Here is a 25647-nt window from a genome sequence, read left to right on the forward strand (position 1 = left end):
GGTTCATCGGACTAGAACGTCCAGGGTATCCGCCGGGGCCCACCGCTTTTCGCGCAGGTGAGCCTACGGCCGCGACACCAGCGACGCCGTCACGACGCGGTTGTCCTCGTACCCCTCGCTGCCACCGACGTACTCGCCGCCGCAGGTGACGAGCAGCAGCTTGTGCGGCCCGTCCGGGTCGAACAGCTGCTCCGACCGGCCGGCGAGGTCCGACTTGTGCACGGTCTCGGTCGCCTCGATCCGGTAGACCCACGCGCCGCCCGCGGCGTCGGTCAGCTTGACGTCCTGCCCCTGCTTGACCTGCCAGAGTTCGTTGAACGGGCCCTTCTTGCCCTTCCAGTTCACGTGCCCGGACAGCAGCGCGACGCCGTGGTCGGCGCCCAGCTGCGCGCCCCACCAGGCGGCCTCGTCGAGCCCCTCCGGGATCTTCAGCGCGCCCGCGGCGTCGAGGTCCTCCTGGATCAGCTTCGCGGTGCCGCCGCCGGGCAGGGAGAGCTGCGCGGGCGCCTTTCCGGTGGCCTGCGGGGCGCCTTGCGGAGCCGGCTGGTTCGCGGCCGGGACGGGCCCACCAGCACCGTTCGCGACGGCGGGTTCATCCTTTCCGGTGAACACGAGCAGGGTCGCGACGAGCGCCGCGACCACGAACGCCCCGGCGCCCCCGACGATCCACCAGCGGCCGGAGCCCTTCTTCGGCTCCGCCGGGTTCCGCTCCTGCATGGGTTGTGCTCCTTCGCTGTCGTGACCAGTGCACGGACAGACATGCCGCGAAGGGCGCAGGAGGTTGCAGCGAACTCGATCAGCCGGTGGGGCGCGTCACCAGCTCGGCCGTGACCAGGCGGTTCTCGTCGTAGCCTTCGGTGCCGCCGACGTAGTCGCCGCCGCAGGTCACCAGCACCAGCCGGTGCGGCCCGTCCTGCCCGAACCACCGCTCGGCCTGGGACGGCAACGTCTCCTTCGGCAGCGTGACGACGTCGTGGACGCGGTAGACCCACCGGCCGCCGCGCGCGTCGACCACGCTGACCTCGTCGCCGGCACGCATCCGCCACAGCTCGTCGAACGGCCCGCGCCGGCCCTCCCAGTTCACGTGCCCGGACAGCAGGGCCGCGCCGCGGGCCGCGCCCAGCTTGGCGCCCCACCAGGCGGCGTCGCCGAGGCCGCGCGGGATCGGCAGCACGCCCGTGCCGGTGAGTTCGGTGCGGACCAGGCGGGCGGTGGCGCCGCCGGGCAGCCGGACCGTGCCCGGCCGCTGCTGCGCGACGGACTCGCTGTCCGCCGGGAGCACGGCCGGGGCCGCGTCCTCGCCCGGCAGCGTGCCGGGTGGCGGGGCCGCCGCGACCGGCGCGGCCGTCGGCGGCAGCCAGGTCAGCACGACGATCCCGGCCGCGAAGGCGGCCACGGCCAGCGCCGCCGCGACGGCGGCCAGCGCGGTGCGCAGCACCTAGCCCGACCCGGTCTTGCTCCGCCTGCCCAGCAGCAGGGCGACCGCGGCGAAGAAGACCCCGCCGAAGAGCAGGCCGATGCCGAGCGGCACGCGGGAGCCGTCGTTGTCGGTGGCCGGGGCGGCCGCGCCCAGGTAACCGGCCGGGACCTGGGTCGGCACCGCGGGCTGCGTGGCGGTCGTGCCACCGGCCGGGCCGCCGGCCTTCGCGACGAACCCCTTCGGGATCGAGCAGCTGACCCCGCCGAGGACGATGCTGGTCCGCACGTCCTGCAGCGCGGCACCCTGCGCGTCCTTGACGTGGGTGGTGATCTCGACCCGCCAGCCGGCGACGGCGGTGTGGTCGCCCCCGCGCCAGCCGTCCTGGCGGATCAGCTGGTCGAACGCGGCGACGCGGGTGAGCTTGAGGTCCGAGACCGTGGTCGCCCGGTCGGCGTTGGTGATGTCGCCGGGCGGGCCGAGCCGCAGGTTCTTCAGCTGCAGACCGGCGTCGCCGCCGGGCACCGGGACGATGCCGAGCGCGCCGCCGGCCTGGCGCACCCACAGCCGGGCGACCGACGAGCCGGCGGAGAGCTTCGCCGGGCCGGTGCAGTCCACCGACGTCTTGGCGCCTTCCAGCACGAGCACGGTGTCGGCGGCCGGCTCGGCGCCGCCCTGCCAGGTGTCCCGCAGCGCGTAGTTCGTCTCCGCGGCGGCGGTGGGCACGGTCGTCGCCTGCAACGCGGCGAAGACGTTGTGGTCCCGGCTCGCGACCCCCGGCGGGTACGGGTTCTGTGACGCGCTGTAGCGGCCGAGGTCGATCCGGTAGTGCCCGCCGAAGGTGGCGCGCTCGCCGTCGTCCTTGGGGACCGAGACGCGGTCCGCGCCGAGCTTCGACTGGCCGGGCAGCAGCGGGGATCGTTGCGTTTCGGTGATCAGGGCGCCGGCGCGCTGGCCTTCGTCCCCGATCCGCACCGAGGCGATGTTCGCGAACGAGACCGGGCCGGTCTTCTCGTCGACGGCCTGGGTCTGCGCCCCCGCGACCCCCACGCCGACCAGCGGGAACACCGCGGCCGCCAGTGCGGCTGCCTTCGTCACGAAACGCGTCATGTCTCCCCACTGCTCTGCTCGGGACGGTCGCCGGCGTCCAGGTCACGGCGAAAAACGCTCCGCGACAACCTTGCACCGTCGGCCACGACATGCGAAGCCGCAGGGCCAATATCCCACGAACTCACCCGAACGGGGTAATACGACCGGCCGTACCCCGCAGCTCGACGCCGAGACGGGGGTCCCGGACGGGGGAACACTAGGATGGGCGGCGCCGTTATCGGCAATGACTACGGAATTCATGGTCGCAGGCGGGTGACGAGCAGCGTGGAGGCGGGAATGGCGACGGTGACCGGGAGTGGTGCCCAGCCGGGGCTCGCGGACTGCAGCCCGGCGGCCGAGGCGTCGGCGTCCGCGCCCACCCACCCCGCGCAGTCGGTGCTGACCGACGCGGGCGACCTGCTGCGTGCGCTGGCGGCCCCGGTCCGGATCGCCATCGTGCTGCAGCTGCGGGCGGCCGACCGCTGCGTGCACGAGCTGGTCGACGCCCTCGACGTCGCCCAGCCGCTGATCAGCCAGCACCTGCGGGTGCTGAAGACGGCCGGGGTGGTCCAGGGCGAGCGTCGCGGCCGCGAGGTCGTCTACCGGCTCGCCGACGACCACCTGGCGCACATCGTGGTCGACGCCGTCGCCCACGTGCAGGAAGGAAAGTGATGAGCACCGCCGCGTCGCGCAGCCAGGCCCCGGTTCCCGGGCGCCGATCCACCCGGCAGCGGTCCGCGGTCGTCGAGCTGCTGAGCACGATCGACGACTTCCGTTCGGCCCAGGAACTCCACGACGAGCTGCGCAAACGCGGCGACGGAATCGGCCTGACGACGGTGTACCGCACCCTGCAGTCACTGTCGGAGGCGGGCGAGATCGACGTGCTGCGCACCGATTCGGGCGAGGCGATCTACCGGCGGTGCTCGGCGCACCACCACCATCACCTGGTGTGCCGCCTCTGCGGCCGGACGGTCGAGGTCGAAGGGCCGGCGGTGGAGCGCTGGGCGGAGAAGATCGCGGCCGAGCACGGTTTTTCGGAGATCTCCCACACGGTCGAGATCACCGGCACCTGCGCCGAGCACTAGGGCGGCGGGGTGACTCCCTGCCGGTCGAGCGCGGTCTCCCCCGTGCACGTGAGTTCGCCGGGCTGGACCTGCGCCCAGGAGGGACGCCACACCAGCATCGTGCCGTTCACCCGTGAGCCCAGCAGGCAGTCGATCCCGCCGGTCGACCGATCGCCCGCCCGGTAAGCGACGCCGACGTCGTCCCCACGCAGGGCGACGTCCCGCAGCGGCGCCCGGTCCGCGGTCTGCGTGTCAGGGTTGAACGACCGCGGCGTCGGCATCGAGCGGGCCAACGCGGCGAGCACGTCGTTCTCGGTCACGGCCGCGGGAAGCCCGGTGAGCACGGTTTGCAGCGCCGGGTCGAAGCCGTCCGGCACTTCCCACAGCGGGATCGGCGGCGGGTTCACCGGCGTCGCGCCCGCCGGGCAGTCCCGCCGGCTCGGCCCGCTCACCCAGCCGCGGAAGTTGAAGCCGAGGTCGGTTTCGAGCGCCTTCCGCGCGTACGCGGCCGCCGAGGCCTGCGGCGGGGAGTCGATCTGCGCGGCCACCTGCTCGGCGACCCGGTCGGTCTCCGTGTCCCCAGCCGCACACGCGGCCGACACGACCGCACCCAGCGCGGAAAGGCAAGCCACACCGGCGATCCTCACCGGACCAGGTACGGGGGTTGGGCGGGACGTCAGTATTCGTAGGGATCCTTCGGGGTGGGGACCGGGGTTATCGAGGCCGGGGTGAAGTCCGGGGTGTAGCTGTTGTCCTTCGTCGCCGTGCCGGGGACCACCTCGCCCGTCACCTGGATCCAGGCGTCGCTCGCCAGGTGGTCCGCTTCGCCGCCGCGGAGGCGGACCGTCACCGGGAACGCGTCCGCCGCGCAGCAGCTGATCACCAAGCGGGCCAGCAGCGTGCTGCCGTCGGTGTGGACGACGAAGCCCGTCAGGGAAACCGTGCGGCCGTTCAACGTGCCCGCCGAGTCCCAGCCCGCGCGGCTGACGAAGTCGTTCACCGTCAACGGCACCACGTTCCCCACCGGCAACGGCGGGAACGCCGCCGCATTGGCCACCGCGGCGCTCGCCGGGGCGCGGGCCTCCGTGCGGATCACCGAGTCCGCGCCCAGGGCCGGTGGCGCGACCAGGAACACCGCCAGCACCGGAACCAGCAGCAGCCACGCCGGGCGTGCCGAGTGCGCGTGGTCGTCGTGCTCGTCGTGCTCTTCCGGGACGGTCCGCCGCGACGCCACCAGGTCGCGGACGATCGCCACCGCGCCCAGCACCACCATCACCGCGCCGCCCGCGATGATCCACGGCTGCTGCGCCGGCTTCACGTACCGCAGGTAGTCGCCGTTGGCCGCGATCTTGACCAGCGCCCCGCCGAGCAGGATCAGCAGGATGTTCTGGGTTTCCCGCTTCACGCGACCCCCACCAGGAATCCGGCCCCGAGCGCGCAGGCCACCGCCACCACGAACGTCACCGGCGCGAACCGCACCGCGAACGACCGGCCGAACGTGCCCGCCTGCAACGCGAACAGCTTGACGTCGATCGCCGGGCCGACGACCAGGAACACCAGCTTCGGCAGCAGCGGCAACGCCGTCAGCGACGCCGCGACGAACGCGTCCGCCTCGCTGCACAGCGCCAGCACCACCGCCAGCACCGCCATCACCAACACGCCCAGCACGAGCTGGTCGCCCAGCACCCCGAACCACTTCGCCGGCACCAAGACGTTCAACGCCGACGAGATCAACGCCCCCAGCACCAGGAAACCGCCGGCCTCGACCAGGTCCGTCCGCGCGGTCTCGGCGAACACCCGCCACCGCTGACCGCCCGCCACGTCCGGCAGACGCCGGAGCGCGCGCGAAGTGATCCATTCGAGCTTGCCCCAGCGGGCCCACAGCCAGCCCATCACCATCGCCGTGGCGAGCGAGCCGGCGAACCGCGCCAGCACCATCTCCGGCTTGCCGGGGAACGCGACCGCGGTCGCCACCAGTACCACCGGGTTCACCGCCGGCGCGGCGAGCAGGAAAGTCAGCGCCGCGGCCGGCGCCACACCCTGCCCCATCAGCCGCCGCGCGACCGGCACCGACGCGCATTCGCACCCCGGCAGCGCGACCCCGGCCAGCCCGGCGACGCCGACGGCCGCCCCGGCCCGGCGGGGCAGCACCTTCTCCAGCACGCGCGCGGGCACGAACGCGGCGATGGCCCCGCTGATCAGCACGCCCAGCACGAGGAACGGCAGTGCCTGCACGCAGACGGCGACGAACACGGTCGAGCCGGTCCGCAGCGCGGGCACGTCGAACAGCTGCTGCAGCCAGCCCTGGCCGAGGATCGCGATCAGCAGGATCGCGCACAGCACTTCGACCGAGCTGATCCGGAACCGGCGCGTGCGCCGGCCGGGCTCGGCCTCGGTGTCGGAAACGATGTTCACGACGGCGATGATGCCAGTACCGTCCGACACGACGGGACCCGCACGGTCCGCGAACGGAGGATCACGGTCCGTTTCGGTACCGAATCCTCCGTTCGCGGCGGAAAGTCCACCCCGGACGGGTCAGTCGCCGGGCACGATTCCGGGCAGATCGGTCCGCAGCTGCGAAGCCGTCGACACGACCAGCATCAGCAACGTCCCGAGCGCCGGCGCGTCCAGCCCGGCCGCCGGGAACGCGTATCGCAGCGTCACGTCGACCCCGTTGTCCGAATGCCCGATCCCGAGTGTCCCGAACAGGCCCTGCCCGGCCCGCTCGGCGACGGCGATCGACAGCTCCGGCGCGTCCGCCAGGTCCCAGCCGACCACGCAGGTCAGGGTGAGCACCGTGAGGCCCTCGCCGAGCCGGGTCGCCTGGATCACGCACGGGACGCCACCGTGGGAGAACGTCAGCGCGCCGTCGTCGTCGACGTGGACCTCGAGGTAGCGCTCCAGGGCTTCGCGCGCCCGCGTCAGCAGCTCCGCGGTTTCGACCGCTTCGGTGGCGCTCACGAAGACGCGGCCTGGTCGACGGCGCCGCCGAAGCGGCGATCCCGCTGCGCGAATTCCAGGCAGGCCCGCCACAGGTGGGTCCGGTCGAAGTCCGGGAACAGCGTGTCCTGGTAGACCATTTCGGCGTAGGCCGACTGCCACAGCAGGAAGTTCGACGTCCGCTGCTCGCCCGAAGGCCGCAGGAACAGGTCCACGTCCGGCATGTCCGGCTGGTACAGGTACTTCCCGATGGTCTTCTCGTTGACCTTGTCGGGGTTCAGCTTGCCGTCGGCGACGTCGCGCGCGATCCGCTGCATGGCGTCACCCAGCTCGGCACGGCCGCCGTAGTTGACGCACATGGTCATGTTCAGCGCCGTGTTGTCCTTGGTCTTCTCCTCGGCCGCCTGCAGCTCCTTGATCACCGACGCCCACAGCTTCGGCCGCCGCCCCGCCCAGCGGATGCGCACGCCGATCGAGCCGAGGTAGTCGACCTGGCGGCGGATGGTGTCGCGGTTGAAGCCCATCAGGAACCGCACCTCTTCGGGGCTGCGCTTCCAGTTCTCGGTCGAGAACGCGTACACCGACAGCCACTTGACGCCGAGCTCGACCGCTCCGCTGGCGACGTCGATCATCACCGCCTCGCCGCGCTTGTGTCCCTCGATCCGCGGCAGGCCGCGCTGGTTGGCCCAGCGGCCATTGCCGTCCATGACCAGCGCGACGTGCTTGGGCACCAGCTCGCGCGGGATTTCCGGCGGCTTCGCGCCCGACGGGTGCGGATCCGGGGCCCGCAGCTCGTATCGCGACGCCTTGCTCTCGCGTCCCCTGCGCAGCACTGCGAGCCTCCCTGACTGGGTGAATCCGATCAGGCCCGACCCTACTGGCCGGGCGCCACCTGTCTTTCGGGGGTTCGGGTGGCGGAGCCCCCGGCACCGGGCGAAGCCCCGGATGTCACCACCGCCTCGCGTGCGCGTCGCTCGACCAGGGGCAGAGACCGCAGCTGCCGTTCCAGGTGCCACTGCAGGTGGGCCGCGACCAGCCCGCTCGCGTCGCGGCGGGTGCCGGGCAGGGTCGCCTCGGCCAGCGGCCATTCGCCGTGCAGCAGGGCGGTGAGCAGGGCCAGGACCTCGGGGGCGGGGTGCACGCAGCCGGCGATCCGGCAGTCCTGGCACATCGAGCCGCCCGCGGCGACGCTGAACGCCTTGTGCGGGCCGGGCAGGCCGCAGCGGGCGCATTCGGTGAGCGCGGGCGCCCAGCCGGCGTAGGACATCGCGCGGAGGAAGAACGCGTCGAGCACGAGGGACGCGTCCCGCTCGCCGGCGGCGAGCGAGCGCAGCGCGCCGCAGACGAGGAGGTAGAGCTTGAGCACCGGCTCGCCCTCTTCGGCCGAGAGCCGGTCCGCGGTTTCGGCTATGGCGCTGGCCGCGGTGTAGCGCTGGTAGTCGGCGACCAGCGGCAACTGGAACGCGTCGACGGTCTCGACCTGGGTGATGACGTCGAGCGTGCGCCCGGTGTAGAACTGCACGTCGACGTGGCCGAACGGCTCCAGCCGGGCCCCGAAGCGCGACGAGGTGCGCCGCACGCCCTTCGCCACGGCGCGGACCTTGCCGTGCCGCCGGGTCAGCAGGGTGACGATCCGGTCGGCCTCACCCAGCTTGTGCGTGCGCAACACCACCCCGGTGTCGCGGTAGAGGTTCACCACCCCGACATCGTCCCACTTCCGGGCGATGCCGGGGCGGAGCGCCCCGCGGAAGCAGCCGGTTTCAGGAGACGCCGTACGCGATCAGCGGGACCAGGAACGCGAACAGGAACAGGACGCAGCCGAGGCCGCCCAGGATCGAGGAGACCAGGCACAGCGTCTTGGTCGTCCGCGACGCCTGCTCCGCCATCATGTAGTTGCCCTGCATCTTGTACGTGCCGACCTCGTTGGACTTCATGATGGCGAAGATGCCGAGGATGAGGCCACCGAGGAAGAGCGAGGCGATCGCCCAGCCCTTGTAGTCCTTGATCTGGTTGATGTCGCCACCACCGGGCATGCCGTAGCCGGGGGCACCGTAACCGGGGGCGCCGAAGCCGCCGGTGGGCGGCTGGCCGTACGGCGCGGGCTGGCCGTACGGCGCCGGCTGGCCGTAGGGCGCGGGCACGCCGCCGGACGGCGGGCCGTAGCCCGGCTGCTGCGGCTGCTGCGGCTGCTGGCCGTAGGGCTGCTGCTGGCCGTAGGGATTGGTCATGACGTTGTACCCCAACTATTCGTGAACTTCCGCCGGGCGACTCCGGCGGTGGTGCGGACGGACCGGACCGGTCAGCGCTGCTCGTTCGGCGGCTGGCCGAACTGGCCCGGCTGGATCTTCTGGGTCGCCTCGGGTTCGCCCTGGGCGTCCGGGCGCAGCATCTGGGTGCGCTCGGCCTGCTCGTCGAACGCGCTGCCGCCGGTGCCCGGGCGCAGCATCTGCGTGCGCTCCGCCTGCTCGTCGAAGGCGCCCCCACCCGGCGGCGGGGCGAGTGGCTGCTGCCCCGGCTGCTGCCCGAAGCCGCCCGGCTGCGGGGGTTGCGCGAAACCGCCGGAGGACGGCGGCTGGCCGAACCCACCCGGCTGCGGCTGGCCGAAACCACCCGGGGCGGGCTGCTGCTCGAAGCCGCCGGACTGCGGCTGCTGGGGGAAGCCACCGGACTGCGGCTGCTGCGGGAAGCCACCGGACGCGGGCTGCTGGGGGAAGCCGCCGGACGCGGGCTGCTGCGGGAAGCCACCGGAGGCCGGCTGGCCGAACTGACCGGGCTGGCCCGGCTGCTGCCCCGGCGGCGGGAAGCCGCCGGCGAACCCCGGCGCACTCTGCTGGGCGAACGGCGCGGCCGCGTCATCGGCGTTGACCACGACGGTGCCGAGGATCTTGTCGGCGAGGGTCTGGTTCTTGTCGTCCCACAGCGGCCACAGCCAGCCGACGTAGCAGATGATGTTGTCGACGAAGTGGGCGAGATCGCGCAGGAACGCCATGCCGGGGCCGATCGGCTGCCCGGTGTCCTCGCGGACGAGCTTGATCTTCGCGACCCGCTTGCCGAGCGACTGCCCGGTGTTGCCCTGCTGGATCCACCGGTTGTAGATGGACCAGCCGATCCAGGCCAACCAGCCGAGGCCGCCGATGACCAGGATCGGGCCGGCCTCGCCGACGATCGCCGAGAACAGGCCGCCGATGATGTAGATCACGAAGATCGGGCTGAAGTCGATGAGCCAGCCGAGGGCGCGCTGCCCCCAGCTCGCGTAGTTCCGCGGCGGTCCGAAGGGATTGCCCTGCTGGCCGAAGGGGGCGGGCTGGCCGAACGGCGCCTGCTGCCCGTAGGGCGCGGGCTGCCCGTACGGCGGCTGCCCCGGCTGCGGCTGGCCGAACGGCTGCTGGCCACCGGGCTGCTGCCCGAAGGACTGCTGCCCGTAGGGATCGGTCATTGGGTCTTCCCCTCGCTGGTCACTCCACCGCACGCCCCGTGCGAACCACCGCGGATGTACGGCGCGGTCCGCGGGAGCGTACTCGGTTCGCCTTCGGCCGCGCCGCCCAGGCTTCAGCTGTCCGGGTGAACCGCACGCCGGTCCGACGCGGTGCGTAGCGCGCCGGTTCCCGTCCGGTGGAAATCAGACGCGCAGGCCCGTGAACGGGGCGAACGGGAGGTTGCGGATGACGAACCAGACGACGAACACGATCGAAAACGCCAGCGGCGTCCACCGCCAGTGGAGCCAGCTGTTCATCGCGCGGCCGCGCAGGCGCCCGAGCGTCCAGGCGACGGTGCTCCACACCAGCAGCAGCACGACGACGAGCGACACGGCGTTGTAGTGCAAGGCCGCGGGGATGTTGCCGTGCATCAGGCTGTAGGCCATCCGCATGCCGCCGCAGCCCGGGCAGTCGATGCCGAGCAGCGCCTTGGTCGGGCAGAGGGGCAGGAAGCCGCCGGGCGTGGTCGGGTCGCCGATCCAGACGGCCGCGCAACACACACCGAGTCCCGCGACGACGGCCATCGGCGCACCGAGAGCGCGCAGCGTGGCCTTGGCGCCGCGCGCGGGAAATCCCGTGTAGACGGTCGTCGTGGTCACGGCCGCCACCCCGCCGAGAAGACGCCGATCCCCGCCAGCACGACGAAGAAGAGTACGTAGAGCAGCAGGAGGATCCCGATCGAGATGGCCGACCACATCGCCCACTTGCGGGCGTCGTTCGCGGCCTTCTGCGCCTCGGCGTGGAAGCCCTGGAACCAGAGCGACTGCACCTGGCTGGACTTCACGATCGCGACCACGCCCAAGGGCAGGCAGCAAAGCACGGTGCTCAGGATGGCCCACACCATGTTGTTGTCCGGCGGCGGCCCGTAGTTCGGCGGCGGGTAGCCGTAGCCGTAGCCCGGCCCACCCGGGGGCGGGTACGGCGGCGGGTACTGGTCGGTCACCGGGATCCTCCTGCTGCTCGGCTACGTCAGTATGACGACGTGCCCGTGCCGAACGTCAGCGCACCCGCCATCAGCAGGATGATCCACAGCACGTTGACGACGACACCGACGATCGCGGCGATGATCGCCCACTTCTTGGCGGCGTCGGCGGCCTCCTGCGCGGCCGCGGTCTGGCCCTGCGCCCACAGGCCGTTCACCTTCGCGGCCTGCACGATCGACACGATGCCGAACGGGAGGCAGCACAGGATGGTGGTCAGGATCGCCCACACGAGGTTGTTGCTCGGGGGCGGGCCCGGCTGGTAGCCGCCCGGCTGCCCACCGGGGTAGTTCGGCTGGCCGCCGGGCTGGTTCGGCTGGTCGCCGGGGTAGTTGGGCATGCCCTGGCTGTCGCTCATGATCGGTTGTTCCCCTTCGTCGTGCTCCAGAGACGACCACCGGGTCCGCCGCCGCCCCGATCGGCCGCGGTGTGGTCGAAGCCGCGACTGTAGGGGGCGAGATCATCGCGCGCCCCGCGTTTCGTCCCGCCGCGACCGAATCGAGACCAGGAATTCCCCGGCCGCTCTCCGGGCGGGCGGGGAGGAACCGTCAGAACCCGAGCCGGCGCAGCTGGCGCGGGTCGCGCTGCCACTCCTTGGCCACCTTGATGTGCAGGTCGAGGTAGACCTTCGAGCCGAGCAGCGCCTCGATGTTCTTGCGAGCGGCGGCCCCGACTTCGCGCAGCCGCTCACCCTTGTGCCCCAGGATGATGCCCTTCTGGCTGGGGCGTTCCACGAACAGGAACGCGTGCACGTCGATGAGGTCGTCGCGGCCTTCGCGGGGCAGCATCTCCTCGACGGTGACGGCGATCGAGTGCGGCAGCTCGTCGCGGACGCCTTCCAGCGCCGCCTCGCGGATCAGCTCGGCGACCAGCGTCTGCTCGGGTTCGTCGGTGAGCTCGCCGCCCGGGTACAGCTGCGGTCCCTCGGGCAGCTTGCCGACGAGCAGGTCCGCGAGCGCGTCCACCTGGAACCCGTCCACTGCGGACACCGGGATCAGCTCGGCGAAGTCCATCACCTTCTGCAGCGCGAGCAGCTGCTCGGCGACCTGCTGGGGCTGGACGAGGTCGGTCTTGGTGACGATGCCGAGCACGGGAGTTCGCTTGGCGATCTTCTGCAGCTCGGCGGCGATGAACTTGTCGCCGGGCCCGATCTTCTCGTTCGCCGGCACGCAGAAGCCGACGACGTCCACTTCGGACCACGTCGTGTGCACGATGTCGTTGAGCCGCTCGCCGAGCAGGGTGCGCGGGCGGTGCAGGCCGGGCGTGTCGATGAGGACGAGCTGCGCGTCCTCGCGGTGGACGATCCCCCGGATCGCGTGCCGGGTGGTCTGCGGCTTGCTGGAGGTGATCGCGACCTTGGTGCCGACGAGGGCGTTGGTCAGCGTCGACTTGCCGGCGTTGGGCCGGCCGACGAAGCAGGCGAAGCCGGAACGGTGCTCGGTCATCGCTCGCGCACCTCGAGCACCGTGCCATCGGGGGCGGCGAGGATGATCGGCGCGTATTTCGCGATGTCGCGCACGGCCTGCACGGACGCGCCCTTGAGCAGTCCCTCTTCGCTGACGACGGCGGCGGCTTCGATGCCTTCGGCGCCGCTGGACAGCGCCGCGGCGACCGCGGCCTGTAAGGCGGTGAGCTTGAACGAAGGCTGGTCGACCGTGCCCGCCGCGTAGGTGCGGCCGTCGCTGTCGCGGACCGCGGCGCCTTCGGGGGCCTGGATGCGGGCGCGCGAGGACCGGGCGAGGACGACCAGCTTCTGGTCCTCGGCCTCGAGGTCAGGCATGTTCGACGCTCCTGTCGCGTTCGTCGGGGTGGGGCAGGCGCGTGCGGCGGCGCGTCCGGTCGACGGGGTCCGTCATCGCCTCGGCGTCGGCCGGGTGCACGACCACGGAGGTGATCCGCATGCGGCCGCGCCGGTCCTTGCCCCCTTCGGCGAACAGCCGAAGGCCGGCGACCTCGGCTTCGGCCCCCGGTAGCGGGACCCTACCCAGTCGTTCCGCGAGCAGCCCGCCCACGGTCTCCACGTCGTGGTCTTCGAGGTCGATGCCGAAGAGGTCGCCCAGGTCGTCGATGCCCATCCGGGACGAGACGCGGACGGCGCCGCCGTCGAGCTCCTCGACCTCGGGGCGTTCGTCGGCGTCGGACTCGTCGGTGATCTCGCCGACGATCTCTTCGAGGACGTCCTCGATGGTGAGCAGGCCCGCCGTGCCGCCGTATTCGTCGACGGCGATCGCGATGTGGTTGTGCGAGCGCTGCATTTCCTTGAGCAGCTCGTCGAGCCGCTTCGAGTCGGGGACGAAGGACGCCTGGTTCATCACGGAGTCGACCACCGTGCTCGGCCCGTCGGGGTCGAGGTAGCCGGTCATGAGGTCCTTGATGTTGACGACGCCGACGATGTCGTCGACGGACTCGTCGATCACCGGCAGCCGGGTGAACCCGGTGCGCAGGGCCAGCGCCAGTGCCTGGCGGACGGTCTTGGTGCGCTCGATCCAGACGATCTCGGTGCGCGGCACCATGACTTCGCGGGCCACGGTGTCGCCGAGCTCGAACACCGAGTGGATCATCTCGCGTTCGGAGTCTTCGACGACGCCGCGTTCCTGGGCGAGGTCGACGAGCTCGCGCAGCTCGACCTCGGAGGTGAACGGGCCTTCGCGGAAGCCCTGGCCGGGGGTGATGGCGTTACCGATGAGGATGAGCAGCCGGGACAGCGGGCCGAGGACGGAGCCGAGGACTCGGACGGGCCCGGCCACGTAGCGGCCGATGCGGTAGGGGTGCTGGCGGCCGAGGGTGCGGGGCCCGACGCCGATGAGGACGTAGCTGACCACGACCATGACGACGGCGGTGACCAGCACGGCGACCCCGAGCGGCGCCAGGCGGGTGCCCACGAACACCGTGACGAGCACGGTGGCGGTGAGTTCGCAGCCGAGGCGCAGCAGGAGCAGCAGGTTGATGTGCCGTCGGCGTTCGGCGACGACGGCGGCGAGGTGGCGGGCGCCGGGCAGCCCGAGCCGGGCGAGGCCGTCGGCCCGGGCCTGCGACACGGTGCTGATCGCGGCGTCCGCCGCAGCGAACACGCCCGCCAGGAGCACGAGCGCGATCGCGAAGAAGAGCTGTTCCATGGCTGGCGCCTAGGGCGTTTCCCCGACGGGTGGCTCGGCGGCGGCGGGGGCGTCGAGCCCGGCGATGCCGAGGACGCGGTCGTCGGTGTTGCGCTGGGCGTCCCGCTTCTCGAGCGCGGCGACGGCGTCCTGGTACTCGCCGAGGATGCGCTTCTGGAGGGCGAACATCTCACGTTCCTCGGCGGGTTCGGCGTGGTCGTAGCCGAGGAGGTGGAGCACGCCGTGCACGGTGAGCAGGTGCAGCTCGTCGATCAGGGCGTGGCCCGCGGTCTTGGCCTGGTCCTTGGCGAACGCCGGGCAGAGCACGATGTCCCCGAGCAGCGCCGGCGACGCGTCGGGCGCGTCGGGGCGGCGGGAGGAGTCGAGCTCGTCCATCGGGAAGGCCATGACGTCGGTGGGGCCCGGGAGGTCCATCCAGCGTTCGTGCAGGTCTTCCATGACCTCGAGGGTGACGAGGAGGATGGACAGCTCGGCGAGCGGGCTGACCTCCATCTTGTCGAGGGCGTAGCGGGCGGCGGAGACGATGGACGTCTCGTCGACGTCGACGCCGGACTCGTTGGCGATCTCGATGCTCAACGCCGGTTGCCCTTCCAGCCGTCGTTCTGCTGCGCGTCCTGCACGGCCTGCCACTTCTCGTAGGCGTCGACGATGCTCGCGACGAGCCGGTGCCGGACGACGTCCTGGCTGGTGAGTTCGGCGAAGTGGAGGTCCTCGACGCCGGTGAGGATGTCGCGCACGACGCGCAGGCCGCTGCGCTGCCCGCTGGGCAGGTCGACCTGGGTGATGTCGCCGGTGACGACGATCTTGGACCCGAAGCCGAGCCGGGTGAGGAACATCTTCATCTGCTCGGGCGTGGTGTTCTGGGCCTCGTCGAGGATGATGAAGGCGTCGTTCAGGGTCCGGCCGCGCATGTAGGCCAGCGGCGCGATCTCGATGGTGCCGGCCTGCATGAGCCGCGGGATGGACTCGGGCTCGACCATGTCGTGCAGCGCGTCGTAGAGGGGCCGCAGGTACGGGTCGATCTTCTCGTTCAGGGTGCCGGGCAGGTAGCCGAGGCGCTCGCCGGCTTCGACGGCCGGGCGGGTCAGCACGATGCGGGTGACCTGCTTGGCCTGGAGGGCCTGGACGGCCTTCGCCATGGCGAGGTAGGTCTTGCCGGTGCCGGCGGGGCCGATGCCGAAGACGACGGTGTGCTTGTCGATGGCGTCGACGTACCGCTTCTGGTTGAGCGTCTTGGGCCGGATGGTCTTGCCGCGGCGGGAGACGATGTTGAGGCTGAGGACCTCGGCCGGCGACGCGTCCCCGGTGGAGAGCATGCCGATGGTGCGCCGCACGGTGTCGGGCCCGACCTGCTGGCCGCCGGTGGCGAGCTGCACGAGCTCGGCGAAGACGCGTTCGGCGAACGCGACGTCGGCGGGCGTTCCGGTCAGGGTGACCTCGTTGCCGCGTACGTGCACGTCAGCGGCAAGGAGCTCCTCGGCGACGCGCAGGTTCTCGTCGCGGGAGCCGAGCAGGCTGAGAGCGGCAGCGTCGGGGATGGGGAACCGGGACTGAGCCGCCTGGACGGCGGCATCCTCGGTCTTGGCGACGTCCCCGGGGACGTCGGGTCGGGCGGCTCCACCCGGTACGGTTCCGGCCACGTGGCCTCAGGCCTGCTTTCTCGGTGAGGGAGAACGGACCCCACCGATGCTACTGGCACCCACCGACAAGACGCAGGCCGGTTTCCCTAGTCCTCGTCCGGAGCCCCGAACAACCCGAGCGGCTCCCCGCCCAGAACGTGGGCGTGCACGTGGAAGACGGTCTGCCCGGCGTCCTCATCGGTGTTGAACACAACCCGATACCCGCTCTCGACGATGCCTTCGAGCTCGGCAACCTTACGAGCAGTGGCAACAACATCACTCAGCAGCTGCGGCTCCGCAGCGGCGAGCTCGGCAACGTTCCGGTACCGCTTCCGCGGCACGACGAGCACATGAACCCGAGCCTGAGGCCGAATGTCCCGGAAGGCAAAGGTGGTCTCGTCCTGATAGACAACATCAGCAGGGATCTCCCCACCAATGACCCGTTCGAAGAGAGTCTCAGCATCACTCGCGCTCATCCAAGCACCCTATCGACCCGAGAGACGCCCTCACCAACCCGAACACAACGCAACTCGCGGGGGGGTCCGGGGCTTGCCCCGGCGGGGGTCTGGGGGTTCGACCCCCAGAAGAACACAACGAAACCAGAACCGCGGCTCAACCGCGAGCGAAGCGAGCGAGGAGATGCCGCGGTGGCGGTGAAGCCTGGGGGTCGCCTCACCGCGACCGCGGCGGCCGCCGGACCGAGGGGGGAGGTGCCCGGCGGTGTCTGTGTCTTCCCAGTGGCGCGCCCGAACATTGAGTGGCGCGTTAATAAACGAGAGTAACGGGTCGGAGCGTGATCGCGCCATAACTGGGCGCAAAATTCGCCCGGTTTTTTGGGTGATCTCACTGCCAGCGAGTCGTGAGCGCGCCGAGCGCGCCCAGGGCCACCGCGGCGGCGGTGGAGGTGCGCAGGACCGTCGTCCCGAGCCGGACGGCCCGTGCGCCCGCGTCGCGGAGGATGCGAAGTTCCTCGTCGGTGATCCCGCCTTCCGGCCCCACGACCAGCAGCACGTCCCCGGTCTCGGGCAACTGCAGGTCAGCGAGCCGCTCGGGGACGTCGGACTCCAGCACGATGGTCAGCGACATCGTGGCCGCGAGTCCGGCCAGCTCCCCCGTGGTCACCGGTTCGGTGACCTCCGGCACGTGCGCCCGCCGGGCCTGTTTCGCGGCCGCCCGGGCGGTCGCCCGCCAACGCGCCAGGGCCTTCTCGCCCCGACCGCCGTCTTCCCACTTCGCGACGCTCCGAGCCGCTCGCCACGGCACGATCGCGTCGACCCCGGCCTCGGTGGCGAGTTCGACGGCGAGCTCCCCGCGGTCGCCCTTGGCCAGCGCCTGCGCGACCAGGACACGCAGCGCGGGCGGCTCCTCGGTCCAGTACGACTCGACCGACAGCGTCACCAGCGCGTCGCGCCCGGCCTGGACGCCTTCGACGACGCACCGGGCCATCGCGCCGGCGCCGTCGGACAGGACCAGCCGCTCCCCCGCGCGCAGGCGGCGGACGGTGGCCGCGTGCCGGGCTTCCTCGCCGTCGAGGACCGCGCGGCCCGAAGCCGGCACCGACGCGGCGAGGAAGACCGGCAGGGTGGTGTCGGGCACGGTCAGCGGTGGTTCTTGGCGCGGAGCTTGGAGAACAGCCCGCCGTGCTTGGTGCCGTTGGACGCCAGCGTCGGGACCTCTTCGCCGCGCTGCTGGGCCAGCTCGACGAGGAGTTCGCGCTGGGCTTCGTCGAGCTTGGTCGGGACCACGACGTCGATGTGGACGTGCAGGTCGCCGCGGCCGTCGACGCGGCCGGAGGACCGCAGCCGCGGCATGCCCTTGCCGGTGAGGACGAGCTCGGCGTTGGGCTGGGTGCCCGCCTCGATGTCGAGTTCGTAGTCGCCGTCCACGAGGGTCGAGATCGGCACCGTGGCGCCGAGCGCGGCCGTGGTCATCGGGATGCGGAAGTTGCAGTGCAGGTCGTGGCCCTGCCGGACGAAGACCTCGTGCGGGGTCTCGTCGATCTCGACGTACAGGTCACCGGCGGGGCCGCCGCCGGGGCCGACCTCGCCCTGGCCGGACAGCCGGATGCGCATGCCGTCGCCGACGCCCGGCGGGATCTTGGCCGTGACGTTGCGGCGGGCGCGGATGCGGCCGTCGCCGCCGCACTGGCGGCAGGGGTCGGGGATGACCTCGCCGAAGCCGCGGCAGACCGGGCAGGGGCGGGCGGTGACGACCTGGCCGAGGAACGACCGCTGGACGGACTGGACCTCGCCGGCGCCGCCGCAGGTGTCGCACGTCTTGACCGAGGTGCCTTCGCTGGTGCCCGCACCGCGGCAGAGGTCGCAGACGATCGCCGTGTCGACGGCGATCTCCTTGTCGACCCCGGTGGCGCACTCCTCGAGGGTGAGGCCGAGCCGGATCAGCGCGTCGGAGCCGGGCTGGACGCGGCTGCGCGGGCCGCGCCCGCGTCCCCCGCCCCCGCCGGCCGCGCCGAAGAAGGCGTCCATGATGTCGCCGAGGCCGCCGAAACCGGCGAACGGGTCGCCGCCACCGCCACCGCGCGCGCCGCCGTCCATCGGGTCGCCGCCGAGGTCGACGATCTTGCGCTTCTGCGGGTCGGACAGCACCTCGTAGGCCGTCGTGACCTCGCCGAACTTGTGCTGCGCGTCTTCCGACGGGTTGACGTCGGGGTGCAGCTCCCGGGCCAGCTTCCGGTACGCGCGCTTGATGTCCTGATCGCTCGCGTTCTTGGCCACCCCGAGGATGCCGTAGTAGTCCCTCGCCACCGTCTCTGCTTCTCCTTCTGCTCTGCCCGGCTCAGCGGCCGGCCAGGATCTGCCCCACGTAGTTGGCGACCGCCCGCACCGCGGCGATCGTGCCGGGGTAGTCCATCCGGGTCGGGCCGACCACCCCCATGCCGCCGAGCACCACGTCGTCGCGGCCGTAGCCGATCGAGACGACCGAGGTGCTGCGCATCTGCTCGTCTTCATTTTCCTCACCGATGCGCACCGTGATCGCACCGGGGTTGCGCGCGGCGGCCAGGAGCTTGAGCACGACGACCTGTTCCTCGAGGGCTTCGAGGACCTGGCGCAGCGAACCGGGGAAGTCGGCGACGTTGCGCGTGAGGTTCGCGGTGCCGCCGAGCACCAGGCGTTCTTCGGGGTGTTCGGCCAGCGACTCGACCAGGACCGTGGTGACGCGGATGAGCGTGTCACGCAGCTCGCCGGGCGACTTGTCGGGCAGCTCGGCGACCCGCGCCGCGGCGTCGTTGAGCCGCCGTCCGGCCATGGCCGCGTTGAGCACGCTGCGGAGCCGGGCGACGTCTTCTTCGGTGATGACGTCGCCGAGGTCGACCGTGCGCTGGTCCACGCGCCCGTTGTCGGCGATCAGCACCAGCATCAGCCGCGCCGGGGTGAGCGGCACCACTTCGAGGTGACGCACCTTGGCGTTGGTCAGCATCGGGTACTGGACGACGGCGACCTGGCGGGTCAGCTGCGCGAGCAGCCGGACCGAGCGCTTGAGGACGTCGTCGAGGTCGGTGCCGCTGTCGAGGAACGTGGTGATGGCGCGGCGCTCGGCCGCGCTCAGCGGCTTGATCTCCGACAGCCGGTCGACGAAGAGGCGGTAGCCCTTGTCGGTCGGGACGCGGCCGGCACTGGTGTGCGGCTGGGTGATGTAGCCCTCTTCTTCGAGCGTCGCCATGTCGTTGCGCACCGTGGCGCTCGACACACCCAGGTTGTGCCGCTCGACGATCGCCTTGGACCCGACCGGTTCCTGGTTGGACACGTAGTCGGCCACGATCGCGCGCAGCACGTCGAAGCGGCGTTCCTCCGCGTTGGCCACCGGTTCCTCACCTACCTCGCTCGCTGCTCGATCCGAGTTTACGTAAGCCTGAGCCGGTCGCGCTCAACGCCGCCCGCCCGGGCGGGTAAAGAGTCCGCAAACCGACGCCCATGAATTGTTCTAAAAATGAGTTTCCCGCTTGAATGGGGAACCGAAAACCGGTTTGCTCCCTCTGATCGACACATCCTTCCCCGACTGACGAGGTCGCCGTGAACAATTTTGCCCCGGCTTCGGCCGGTATGCCCGAAATAGCCCGGCGCGCGGCCGAGGCGAAGGCACGGCTGGAGCGCGTCTCGGCGACCGCCACGAGCGCCGACGGGGCCGTCACGGTCACCGTCAACACCGCCGGTGCGCTGCAGGAACTCAGCTTCGGCCCGCGTGCGGACGAGCTGCCGCGGACCCGGCTGGCCCAGGCGGTCCTGGCCGCGGCGCGCCGGGCCCAGCTCGACGCGGCGCAGCAGCTGACCGGCATCATGGCGCCGGTGATCGGCGAGCACAGCGAGGCGATGGAATTCCTCAAGGAACAGATTCCGGCGCCCGAAGTCCCCGAAGAACGCAGCGGAGAACCGCGCCGGAAACCGCCGTCCGACGACGACTTCGGCAGCCCGATCCTGCGCCGGGGGCTCTGATGGCGATGCGGGTCGACTTCGACGTCCTCGGCGGGCACGAGGACGACATCCGCGAGATCGCCGCCAAGGTCCAGCAGGCGCTCGACGCCGCCGGCACCGCACAGGCCCTCGACTTCGACGCGTTCGGCCTGGTCGGCCAGGTCTTCGCCCTCCCCATCCAGGCGTGGATCGACACGGCCGACAGCTTCCTCGCCGCAGCCGTCGAGGCCGGCCACGAAGTCGCGGATCGGGTGAAGACCGCGCACACGGCGTTCCGCGAGCACGAGCAGAAGACGAAGTCCCTGATCGAAGGCATCGGCAAGGAGCTGCCGGCATGACCGAGACGCAGGAGAACCCGCTGGTCGCGACGGCCGAGTCGCCGGGCGGCTTCTGGAGCGGCATGGGCGACGGCTCGAAGGGCGAGCCGGCCAACCTCAACGCCCAGACCGGCGGCGCGGGCATCTTCAGCGACGCCGCGTCGACGCTGACCGACGCCCGGAACGGCGACTGGGGCAACCTCGCCATGGACGTCGGCACCGACGCCCTCGACCTGCTCGGCGCGGCGATGGACCCGCTCGGGACCCTGGCGAGCGCGGGCGTCGGCTGGCTGATCGAGCACATCAGCTTCCTCAAGGACGGCCTCGACAAGCTGGCCGGCAAGCCCGAAGCGATCACCGCCAAGGCCGTGACCTGGACGAACATCGCCAAGCAGCTCACCGAGACGGCCGACAGCTACGAACAGCAGGCGAAGAAGGTCCAGGGGTCGTTCAGCGACTGCGGATCCGCGGAGGCCTACCAGCGGACGGCCGAGAGCTACGTCGGCGTCCTGCGCGGCGCCGCGTCCCACGCCGAAGGCGCGTCGACCGCGATGAACGTCGGCGCGGCACTGGTCGGCACCGAGCGCGGGCTGATCCGCGACCTGATCTCTTCGTTCGTGGGCGAGCTGATCGTCAAGGCGCTGGCCGCGCTGGCGGCGTCGTGGTGCACCTTCGGCGGCACGATCGCGGCGTTCATCGCGGACACGGTGATCGAAGGCGGGGTGCTCGCGGAGAAGATCAGCACGCGCATCGCGAAGATCGTCGAGAAGCTGGAAGGCCTGGCGAAGGGCGCGGGCAAGTCGAAGGCGGCTCTCGAAGGCGCGGCGAACGCGCTGAAGAAGGCGGGGAAGGCGGCCGACCGGATCGTGGACCGCAGCGTCGAGACGGCGGCCGGCATCGAGCGGAAGGCGAACGAGCTCAAGCAGGCGGGCCGGGAGGCGAAGTCCGCCGAAGAGACGGCGAAGGGCTGGAGCGACGCCGCCAAGGAGCACGTCCCGGGCCGCGAGAAGCTCGAAGGCCCGGGCAAGTACTCCGAGGAGGGCCGCAGCGTCCTGAACCAGCACAAGGTCCTCGACCCGAACGAAAAGGTGCACTGGAACACCGCCGACACCGTCGGCGTGGCGACCGAAGGCCGCCGCCAGGAGAACGAACAGTACGACCGCTACCACGAGGCCCAGGAGGCCTACGAGAAGGAACACCCCGAAGGCGAGGGCGAGTGAACGACCGGCCCGAGGTGGAGCTGGCCAACCGCAACGGCCGGCTCCACCCCGCGCAGCGCGGCGCGCTGCTCGACCTGAACTTCTGGGTGGCGGCGGCCCTCGTCATCGCCGGTCTGGTGGTGACGGTGACCCTCGCCACCGCGGCGGAGACCGCGGGCGAAGTGCTGGGCACCGTGGTCCCGCTCCTGGCGATCACCGGCTGGTTCGCGTTCGTCTGCTGGCGCCGGCTCGCCGACGCCTTCGGCGGCCGGCTGACCGCGGTCACCGGCTGGACGCACGACTTCGACAGCGCTCGCCTCACCGACGAGTACCCGATCGGCCTGCACCGCAGCCCGGAGGGGTTCAAGAGCCTCGAATCGTTCAGCCTGCGCGCCGGTGGCCGGACCTACCCGCTGGAGCGGAAGCTCCGCGAGCGGATCCGGCCCGATCGGGTCAACACCGTCCTGATCGCGCCGCGGTCCAAGGTGCTGATCAACGTCCTCCCGGCCTGACCGGCACGCGCTCAGCGGCGGGCTTCGATCCGCAGGTCGCCGCGGGTCACCGTGCGGAGGTGGTCACTGGCGAGCACGTCGTGCGGGTAGCCGAGCTCGATCGCGGCGACCTCCTCGAGGCGAGCCAGGTGCGAGGCGCTGAAGGCGACCTCCAGGGCACCCAGGTTGTCTTCGAGCTGCGCGGGGGTGCGGGCGCCGATGATCGGTGCCGTCACGCCCGGGTTCCGCAGGGTCCAGGCCAGCCCGACCTGGGCAGGGGTGCGGCCCAGCTCGGCGGCGACCTCCCGCACGACGTCGGCGACGGCGAGGCTGCGCTCGGTGACCAGGCCCAAGCCCGCGTTGAAGCTCTTGCGGGCGCTTTCGCCGGGTCCGGGCTCCGCCGCGGTCAGGTCCGCGCGGCGGTACTTGCCGGTGAGCAGGCCACCGGCCAGCGGCGAGTACGGGGTCACCCCCAGCCCCATCGCCCGGGCCATCGGGATCAGGTCACGCTCGGCGGCCCGGTTGAGCAGGTTGTACTCGATCTGCAGCGCGACCAGCGGCGACCAGCCGCGCAGGTCGGCGATCGCCTGCATGCGCGAGACCTCCCAGGCCGGGACGTTGGACATCGCCACGTACAGGACCTTTCCGGCGCGGACGAGATCGTCCATGCCGCGCAGGATTTCCTCCACCGGCGTCGTGAAGTCCCAGACGTGCAGGTAGAGCAGGTCGAGGTAGTCCGTGTTCAGCTGCCGCAGGCTGGCCTCCACCGACGCGAAGAGGCTCTTGCGGTGCGGGCCGCCGGAATTCGGGTCACCCGGCCGGCGCAGCGTGGTGTACTTCGTCGCCAGCACCAGGCTCTCGCGGTGGTCACGCGCGAACTCGCCGAGCAGGCGCTCGGAGCTGCCGTCGGTGTAGGTGGGCGCGGTGTCGACGAAGTTGCCGCCGCGCTCGACGTAGGTGTCGAACAGCTTGCGCGCCTCGTCCTTCTCCGCGCCCCAGCCCCACTCGGTGCCGAAGGTCGCCGTGCCCAGCGCCAGCGGGGAGACCCGCAGCCCGGAGCGGCCCAGCAGCCGGTAGGTGTCAAGGGTGAGGGACATCAGGTCCTCCTGTGCTCGAAATCCGTCGGGCACCAGCCTGTGATCACCGCGGGCCGGGGGTAAGGGAGAGGACTTCCTGGGAACACGAGTCCTACCCCCGGCGGTTGTACCGGACATGATCACCCCGACCGAGGAGCTGGCCGCGTTCCTGCGGACCCGGCGCGAGCGCCTGGACCCGGGCGACCTCGGGTTGCCCGCCCGCCGGCAAGCCCGGCGGACCCCGGGCCTGCGCCGCGAAGAGGTCGCCGAACTGGCCGGCGTCAGCGTCGACTACGTCGTGCGGCTCGAGCAGGGGCGGGGGCTGCGGCCTTCGGCGGACGTGGTGGCCGCCCTGTCCCGGGCGCTGCGCCTGACCCCCGCCGAACGCACCTATCTGTTCGACCTGACCCGGCAGCGCCCGGACGACGCCGTCGAGCCCGCGACCACCGCGGTGCCGTCACTGGCCCGGCTGGTCGACGACCTCTCGCCGCTGCCGGCCATGCTGATGAACCACCGCTACGACATCCTGGCCTGGAACGGCGAAATGGCGGCGCTGCTGCTGGACTTCGGCACGCTGCCGCCGTCACAGCGCAACGCGATGTGGCTGTGCCTGCTGCACCCGGAGATCCGCGACTACTACGTCGACCGCGAGCGCGTGGTGCGGGAAGGCATCGCCCACCTGCGCGCCGCGTGGGCCGCGCACCCGGAAGACCCGGCGTTGCTCGGCCTCATCGCCGAATGCACCCGGGACGAGGAGTTCGCGCGGCTGTGGGCCGAGCGCGACGTCAAGGCCACCGGCCGCGGGAGCAAGGTGCTGCGCCATCCCGCGGCCGGCGTCCTCGCGGTGGACTTCGAAGTGCTCCTGCCCCTCCGGGACACCGATCAGCGGGTGATGATCGGCCGGCCCGCGGACGAGGCGAGCCGGGCCGCGCTCAGGAGTTGCGTGGGAAGCCCAGGTTGACCCCGGCGTGCGAGCGGTCCGGCCACCGCGAGGTGACGACCTTCGTCCGGGTGAAGAAGTGGAACCCCTCCGGCCCGTACGCGTGGCTGTCGCCGAACAGCGAGTCCTTCCAGCCACCGAACGAGTAGTAGCCCACCGGCACCGGGATCGGGACGTTGACCCCGACCATGCCCACCTCGACCTCGCTGGAGAACTTCCGCGCCGCCGCGCCATCACCGGTGAAGACGGCCGTGCCGTTGCCGTACGGGTTGGCGTTGATCAGCGCCAGCGCGTCGTCGTAGGAGGCCGCGCGCGCCACCGAGAGCACCGGGCCGAAGATCTCGTCGGTGTAGATCGACATCTCCGGGCGGACGTGGTCGAACAGCGTCGGGCCGAGCCAGAAGCCGCCTTCGGAGACCTCGATGCCCCGGCCGTCGACGACCAGTGACGCACCGGCGGCCACCCCGGCGTCCACATAGGACTCGACGCGGGCGTGGTGGGCCGCGGTGACCAGCGGCCCCATCTCCGACTCCGGGTCGCGGCCGTCGCCGACGCGCAGCCGGGACATCCGTTCGGTGATCTTCTCCACGAGTGCGTCGCCGACCGGGTCGACGGCCACGACCACCGACACCGCCATGCACCGCTCCCCCGCCGAGCCGAACCCGGCCGACACCGCGGCGTCGGCGGCCAGGTCGAGGTCGGCGTCCGGCAGCACCACCATGTGGTTCTTCGCCCCGCCGAGGGCCTGGACGCGCTTGCCGTGGCGGGTGCCGGTTTCGTAGACGTACCGCGCGATCGGCGTCGACCCGACGAACGAGATCGCCTTGACGTCGGCGTGTTCGAGCAGCCCGTCCACGGCGGCCTTGTCGCCGTGCAGCACGTTGAGCGCGCCCGCGGGCAGCCCGGCCTCGGCGAACAGCTCCGCGATGAACACCGCCGCCGACGGGTCCTTCTCGCTCGGCTTCAGCACCACGGTGTTCCCGCAGGCCAGCGCGTTCGGAACGAACCACAGCGGCACCATGGCCGGGAAGTTGAACGGCGAGATCACGCCGACCACGCCCAGCGGCTGGGCGATCGAGTAGACGTCGACGCCGGTGGAGGCGTTCTCGCTGAACCCGCCCTTGAGCAGCTGGGCGGCCCCGCACGCGAACTCGACGTTCTCGATCGCGCGGGCGATCTCCCCGGCCGCGTCGGACTCGACCTTGCCGTGCTCGCTCGTGATGATCTTCGCCAGCTCGTGCTTGCGGGCGGAGAGCAGCTCGCGGAAGGCGAACAGCACCCGCGTCCGCCCGGCCAGCGACGTCCCCCGCCAGCCCGGCAGCGCCGCCTTGGCCGCGGCGACGGCGGCTTCGACCTCGGCCTCGCCGGCGAAGTCGACGTGCGCCCGGACCTGTCCGGTGGCCGGGTCGAAGACCTCGCCGGACCGCCCGGCGGCCCCGCTGAACGGCTTGCCGTCGATCCAGTGGCTGATGCGGTCGGTCACGGCGGGCACT

The 25647-nt window shown here is 71.6% G+C and carries 32 protein-coding genes; 7 read left to right on the forward strand and 25 right to left on the reverse strand.

Annotated features, from left to right (window positions below):
• Positions 1–63: 63 nt before the first annotated feature.
• The 3 genes from QRY02_RS23755 to QRY02_RS23765 form a co-directional block, all read right to left on the reverse strand.
• Positions 64–717 (reverse strand): class F sortase, encoded by a 654-nt coding sequence (locus QRY02_RS23755; protein WP_285985061.1) that lies wholly within the window; start codon positions 715–717, stop codon positions 64–66.
• 79 nt (positions 718–796) lie between these two features.
• A complete protein-coding gene (locus QRY02_RS23760) occupies positions 797–1438 on the reverse strand; it encodes a class F sortase (protein ID WP_285985062.1) in 642 nt (213 codons plus the stop codon).
• The gene (locus QRY02_RS23765; RefSeq protein ID WP_285985063.1) at positions 1439–2527 is read right to left on the reverse strand and encodes a hypothetical protein; all 1089 of its coding nucleotides are present in this window, start codon (positions 2525–2527) and stop codon (positions 1439–1441) included. It lies immediately after the preceding gene.
• Positions 2528–2803: 276 nt separating this feature from the next.
• Between QRY02_RS23765 and QRY02_RS23770 the strand changes: the two genes are divergently transcribed.
• Complete coding sequence (locus tag QRY02_RS23770) at positions 2804–3178, forward strand: ArsR/SmtB family transcription factor (RefSeq protein ID WP_285985064.1); 375 nt, start codon at positions 2804–2806, stop codon at positions 3176–3178.
• Positions 3178–3591 (forward strand): Fur family transcriptional regulator, encoded by a 414-nt coding sequence (locus QRY02_RS23775; protein ID WP_013228384.1) that lies wholly within the window; start codon positions 3178–3180, stop codon positions 3589–3591. The genes QRY02_RS23770 and QRY02_RS23775 overlap by 1 nt, the downstream gene beginning before the upstream one ends.
• Here the strand turns inward: QRY02_RS23775 and QRY02_RS23780 are convergent.
• The 20 genes from QRY02_RS23780 to hrcA all read right to left on the reverse strand — a co-directional run bounded on the left by QRY02_RS23780 (position 3588) and on the right by hrcA (position 19523).
• Entirely contained in the window at positions 3588–4202 is a 615-nt protein-coding gene (locus tag QRY02_RS23780; RefSeq protein WP_285985065.1) for a hypothetical protein, read from the reverse strand. The genes QRY02_RS23775 and QRY02_RS23780 overlap by 4 nt on opposite strands.
• Positions 4203–4246: 44 nt before the next feature.
• Positions 4247–4975, reverse strand: a complete 729-nt coding sequence (locus tag QRY02_RS23785; protein ID WP_285985066.1) for a TIGR03943 family putative permease subunit — start codon at positions 4973–4975, stop codon at positions 4247–4249.
• Entirely contained in the window at positions 4972–5979 is a 1008-nt protein-coding gene (locus QRY02_RS23790; protein ID WP_502874270.1) for a permease, read from the reverse strand. Before QRY02_RS23790 ends, QRY02_RS23785 begins: the two co-directional genes overlap by 4 nt.
• A gap of 126 nt (positions 5980–6105) precedes the next feature.
• On the reverse strand, positions 6106–6531 hold the full coding sequence (locus QRY02_RS23795; protein ID WP_285985068.1) for a YbjN domain-containing protein: 426 nt from the start codon (positions 6529–6531) through the stop codon (positions 6106–6108).
• Positions 6528–7343 carry an isoprenyl transferase gene (locus QRY02_RS23800; protein WP_285985069.1) on the reverse strand — a complete coding sequence of 272 codons (816 nt, stop codon included), beginning with the start codon at positions 7341–7343 and terminating at the stop codon, positions 6528–6530. Before QRY02_RS23800 ends, QRY02_RS23795 begins: the two co-directional genes overlap by 4 nt.
• A 41-nt stretch (positions 7344–7384) precedes the next feature.
• Positions 7385–8209, reverse strand: a complete 825-nt coding sequence (gene recO / locus QRY02_RS23805; protein WP_285985070.1) for a DNA repair protein RecO — start codon at positions 8207–8209, stop codon at positions 7385–7387.
• A gap of 61 nt (positions 8210–8270) precedes the next feature.
• Positions 8271–8738 (reverse strand): CD225/dispanin family protein, encoded by a 468-nt coding sequence (locus tag QRY02_RS23810; RefSeq protein ID WP_285985071.1) that lies wholly within the window; start codon positions 8736–8738, stop codon positions 8271–8273.
• A 71-nt stretch (positions 8739–8809) separates the two neighbouring features.
• The gene (locus QRY02_RS23815) at positions 8810–9946 is read right to left on the reverse strand and encodes an RDD family protein (protein ID WP_285985072.1); all 1137 of its coding nucleotides are present in this window, start codon (positions 9944–9946) and stop codon (positions 8810–8812) included.
• A gap of 183 nt (positions 9947–10129) precedes the next feature.
• Positions 10130–10585 (reverse strand): DUF2752 domain-containing protein, encoded by a 456-nt coding sequence (locus QRY02_RS23820; protein WP_285985073.1) that lies wholly within the window; start codon positions 10583–10585, stop codon positions 10130–10132.
• Positions 10582–10929: a CD225/dispanin family protein gene (locus QRY02_RS23825; protein WP_285985074.1), complete on the reverse strand. Its 348-nt coding sequence runs from the start codon at positions 10927–10929 to the stop codon at positions 10582–10584. The genes QRY02_RS23820 and QRY02_RS23825 overlap by 4 nt, the downstream gene beginning before the upstream one ends.
• A gap of 26 nt (positions 10930–10955) precedes the next feature.
• Positions 10956–11324 (reverse strand): CD225/dispanin family protein, encoded by a 369-nt coding sequence (locus QRY02_RS23830; RefSeq protein WP_285985075.1) that lies wholly within the window; start codon positions 11322–11324, stop codon positions 10956–10958.
• 190 nt (positions 11325–11514) lie between these two features.
• Complete coding sequence (gene era / locus QRY02_RS23835) at positions 11515–12411, reverse strand: GTPase Era (protein ID WP_285985076.1); 897 nt, start codon at positions 12409–12411, stop codon at positions 11515–11517.
• Complete coding sequence (locus QRY02_RS23840; RefSeq protein ID WP_285985077.1) at positions 12408–12746, reverse strand: cytidine deaminase-like protein; 339 nt, start codon at positions 12744–12746, stop codon at positions 12408–12410. Before QRY02_RS23840 ends, era begins: the two co-directional genes overlap by 4 nt.
• Entirely contained in the window at positions 12739–14082 is a 1344-nt protein-coding gene (locus tag QRY02_RS23845) for a hemolysin family protein (protein WP_285985078.1), read from the reverse strand. Before QRY02_RS23845 ends, QRY02_RS23840 begins: the two co-directional genes overlap by 8 nt.
• 9 nt (positions 14083–14091) lie before the next feature.
• On the reverse strand, positions 14092–14658 hold the full coding sequence (ybeY, locus tag QRY02_RS23850; RefSeq protein ID WP_285985079.1) for an rRNA maturation RNase YbeY: 567 nt from the start codon (positions 14656–14658) through the stop codon (positions 14092–14094).
• A complete protein-coding gene (locus tag QRY02_RS23855) occupies positions 14655–15722 on the reverse strand; it encodes a PhoH family protein (protein ID WP_013228400.1) in 1068 nt (355 codons plus the stop codon). The genes ybeY and QRY02_RS23855 overlap by 4 nt, the downstream gene beginning before the upstream one ends.
• Before the next feature lie 86 nt (positions 15723–15808).
• Positions 15809–16177: a histidine triad nucleotide-binding protein gene (locus QRY02_RS23860; protein ID WP_285985080.1), complete on the reverse strand. Its 369-nt coding sequence runs from the start codon at positions 16175–16177 to the stop codon at positions 15809–15811.
• A gap of 367 nt (positions 16178–16544) precedes the next feature.
• A complete protein-coding gene (locus tag QRY02_RS23865) occupies positions 16545–17297 on the reverse strand; it encodes a 16S rRNA (uracil(1498)-N(3))-methyltransferase (RefSeq protein WP_285985081.1) in 753 nt (250 codons plus the stop codon).
• Positions 17298–17299: 2 nt separating this feature from the next.
• Positions 17300–18466, reverse strand: a complete 1167-nt coding sequence (gene dnaJ, locus QRY02_RS23870) for a molecular chaperone DnaJ (RefSeq protein WP_285985082.1) — start codon at positions 18464–18466, stop codon at positions 17300–17302.
• 31 nt (positions 18467–18497) lie between these two features.
• Positions 18498–19523 carry a heat-inducible transcriptional repressor HrcA gene (gene hrcA / locus QRY02_RS23875; protein WP_285985083.1) on the reverse strand — a complete coding sequence of 342 codons (1026 nt, stop codon included), beginning with the start codon at positions 19521–19523 and terminating at the stop codon, positions 18498–18500.
• Positions 19524–19732: 209 nt separating this feature from the next.
• On the opposite strand from hrcA, the gene QRY02_RS23880 reads away from it, so the two are divergent.
• From QRY02_RS23880 to QRY02_RS23895, 4 genes are read left to right on the forward strand one after another with little or no spacing between them, the layout of a single operon-like run.
• Positions 19733–20152 (forward strand): YbaB/EbfC family nucleoid-associated protein, encoded by a 420-nt coding sequence (locus QRY02_RS23880; protein ID WP_285985084.1) that lies wholly within the window; start codon positions 19733–19735, stop codon positions 20150–20152.
• On the forward strand, positions 20152–20469 hold the full coding sequence (locus QRY02_RS23885; RefSeq protein ID WP_285985085.1) for a type VII secretion target: 318 nt from the start codon (positions 20152–20154) through the stop codon (positions 20467–20469). Before QRY02_RS23880 ends, QRY02_RS23885 begins: the two co-directional genes overlap by 1 nt.
• Positions 20466–21668 (forward strand): PPE domain-containing protein, encoded by a 1203-nt coding sequence (locus QRY02_RS23890; RefSeq protein WP_285985086.1) that lies wholly within the window; start codon positions 20466–20468, stop codon positions 21666–21668. Before QRY02_RS23885 ends, QRY02_RS23890 begins: the two co-directional genes overlap by 4 nt.
• Positions 21665–22159, forward strand: coding sequence for a hypothetical protein (locus tag QRY02_RS23895; protein WP_285985087.1), 495 nt, complete (start codon positions 21665–21667; stop codon positions 22157–22159). Before QRY02_RS23890 ends, QRY02_RS23895 begins: the two co-directional genes overlap by 4 nt.
• An 11-nt stretch (positions 22160–22170) precedes the next feature.
• On the opposite strand, the gene QRY02_RS23900 is transcribed toward QRY02_RS23895, so the two are convergent.
• The gene (locus QRY02_RS23900; RefSeq protein ID WP_285985088.1) at positions 22171–23235 is read right to left on the reverse strand and encodes an aldo/keto reductase; all 1065 of its coding nucleotides are present in this window, start codon (positions 23233–23235) and stop codon (positions 22171–22173) included.
• Between the two features lie 115 nt (positions 23236–23350).
• Here QRY02_RS23900 and QRY02_RS23905 point away from each other — a divergent pair, with 115 nt between their 5' ends.
• Entirely contained in the window at positions 23351–24175 is an 825-nt protein-coding gene (locus QRY02_RS23905) for a helix-turn-helix domain-containing protein (RefSeq protein ID WP_285985089.1), read from the forward strand.
• Here QRY02_RS23905 and QRY02_RS23910 read toward each other — a convergent pair.
• A complete protein-coding gene (locus tag QRY02_RS23910; RefSeq protein WP_285985090.1) occupies positions 24147–25637 on the reverse strand; it encodes a CoA-acylating methylmalonate-semialdehyde dehydrogenase in 1491 nt (496 codons plus the stop codon). The genes QRY02_RS23905 and QRY02_RS23910 overlap by 29 nt on opposite strands.
• Between the last annotated feature and the right edge of the window lie 10 nt (positions 25638–25647).

The organism is Amycolatopsis sp. DG1A-15b (assembly GCF_030285645.1).
Classification (GTDB): domain Bacteria; phylum Actinomycetota; class Actinomycetes; order Mycobacteriales; family Pseudonocardiaceae; genus Amycolatopsis.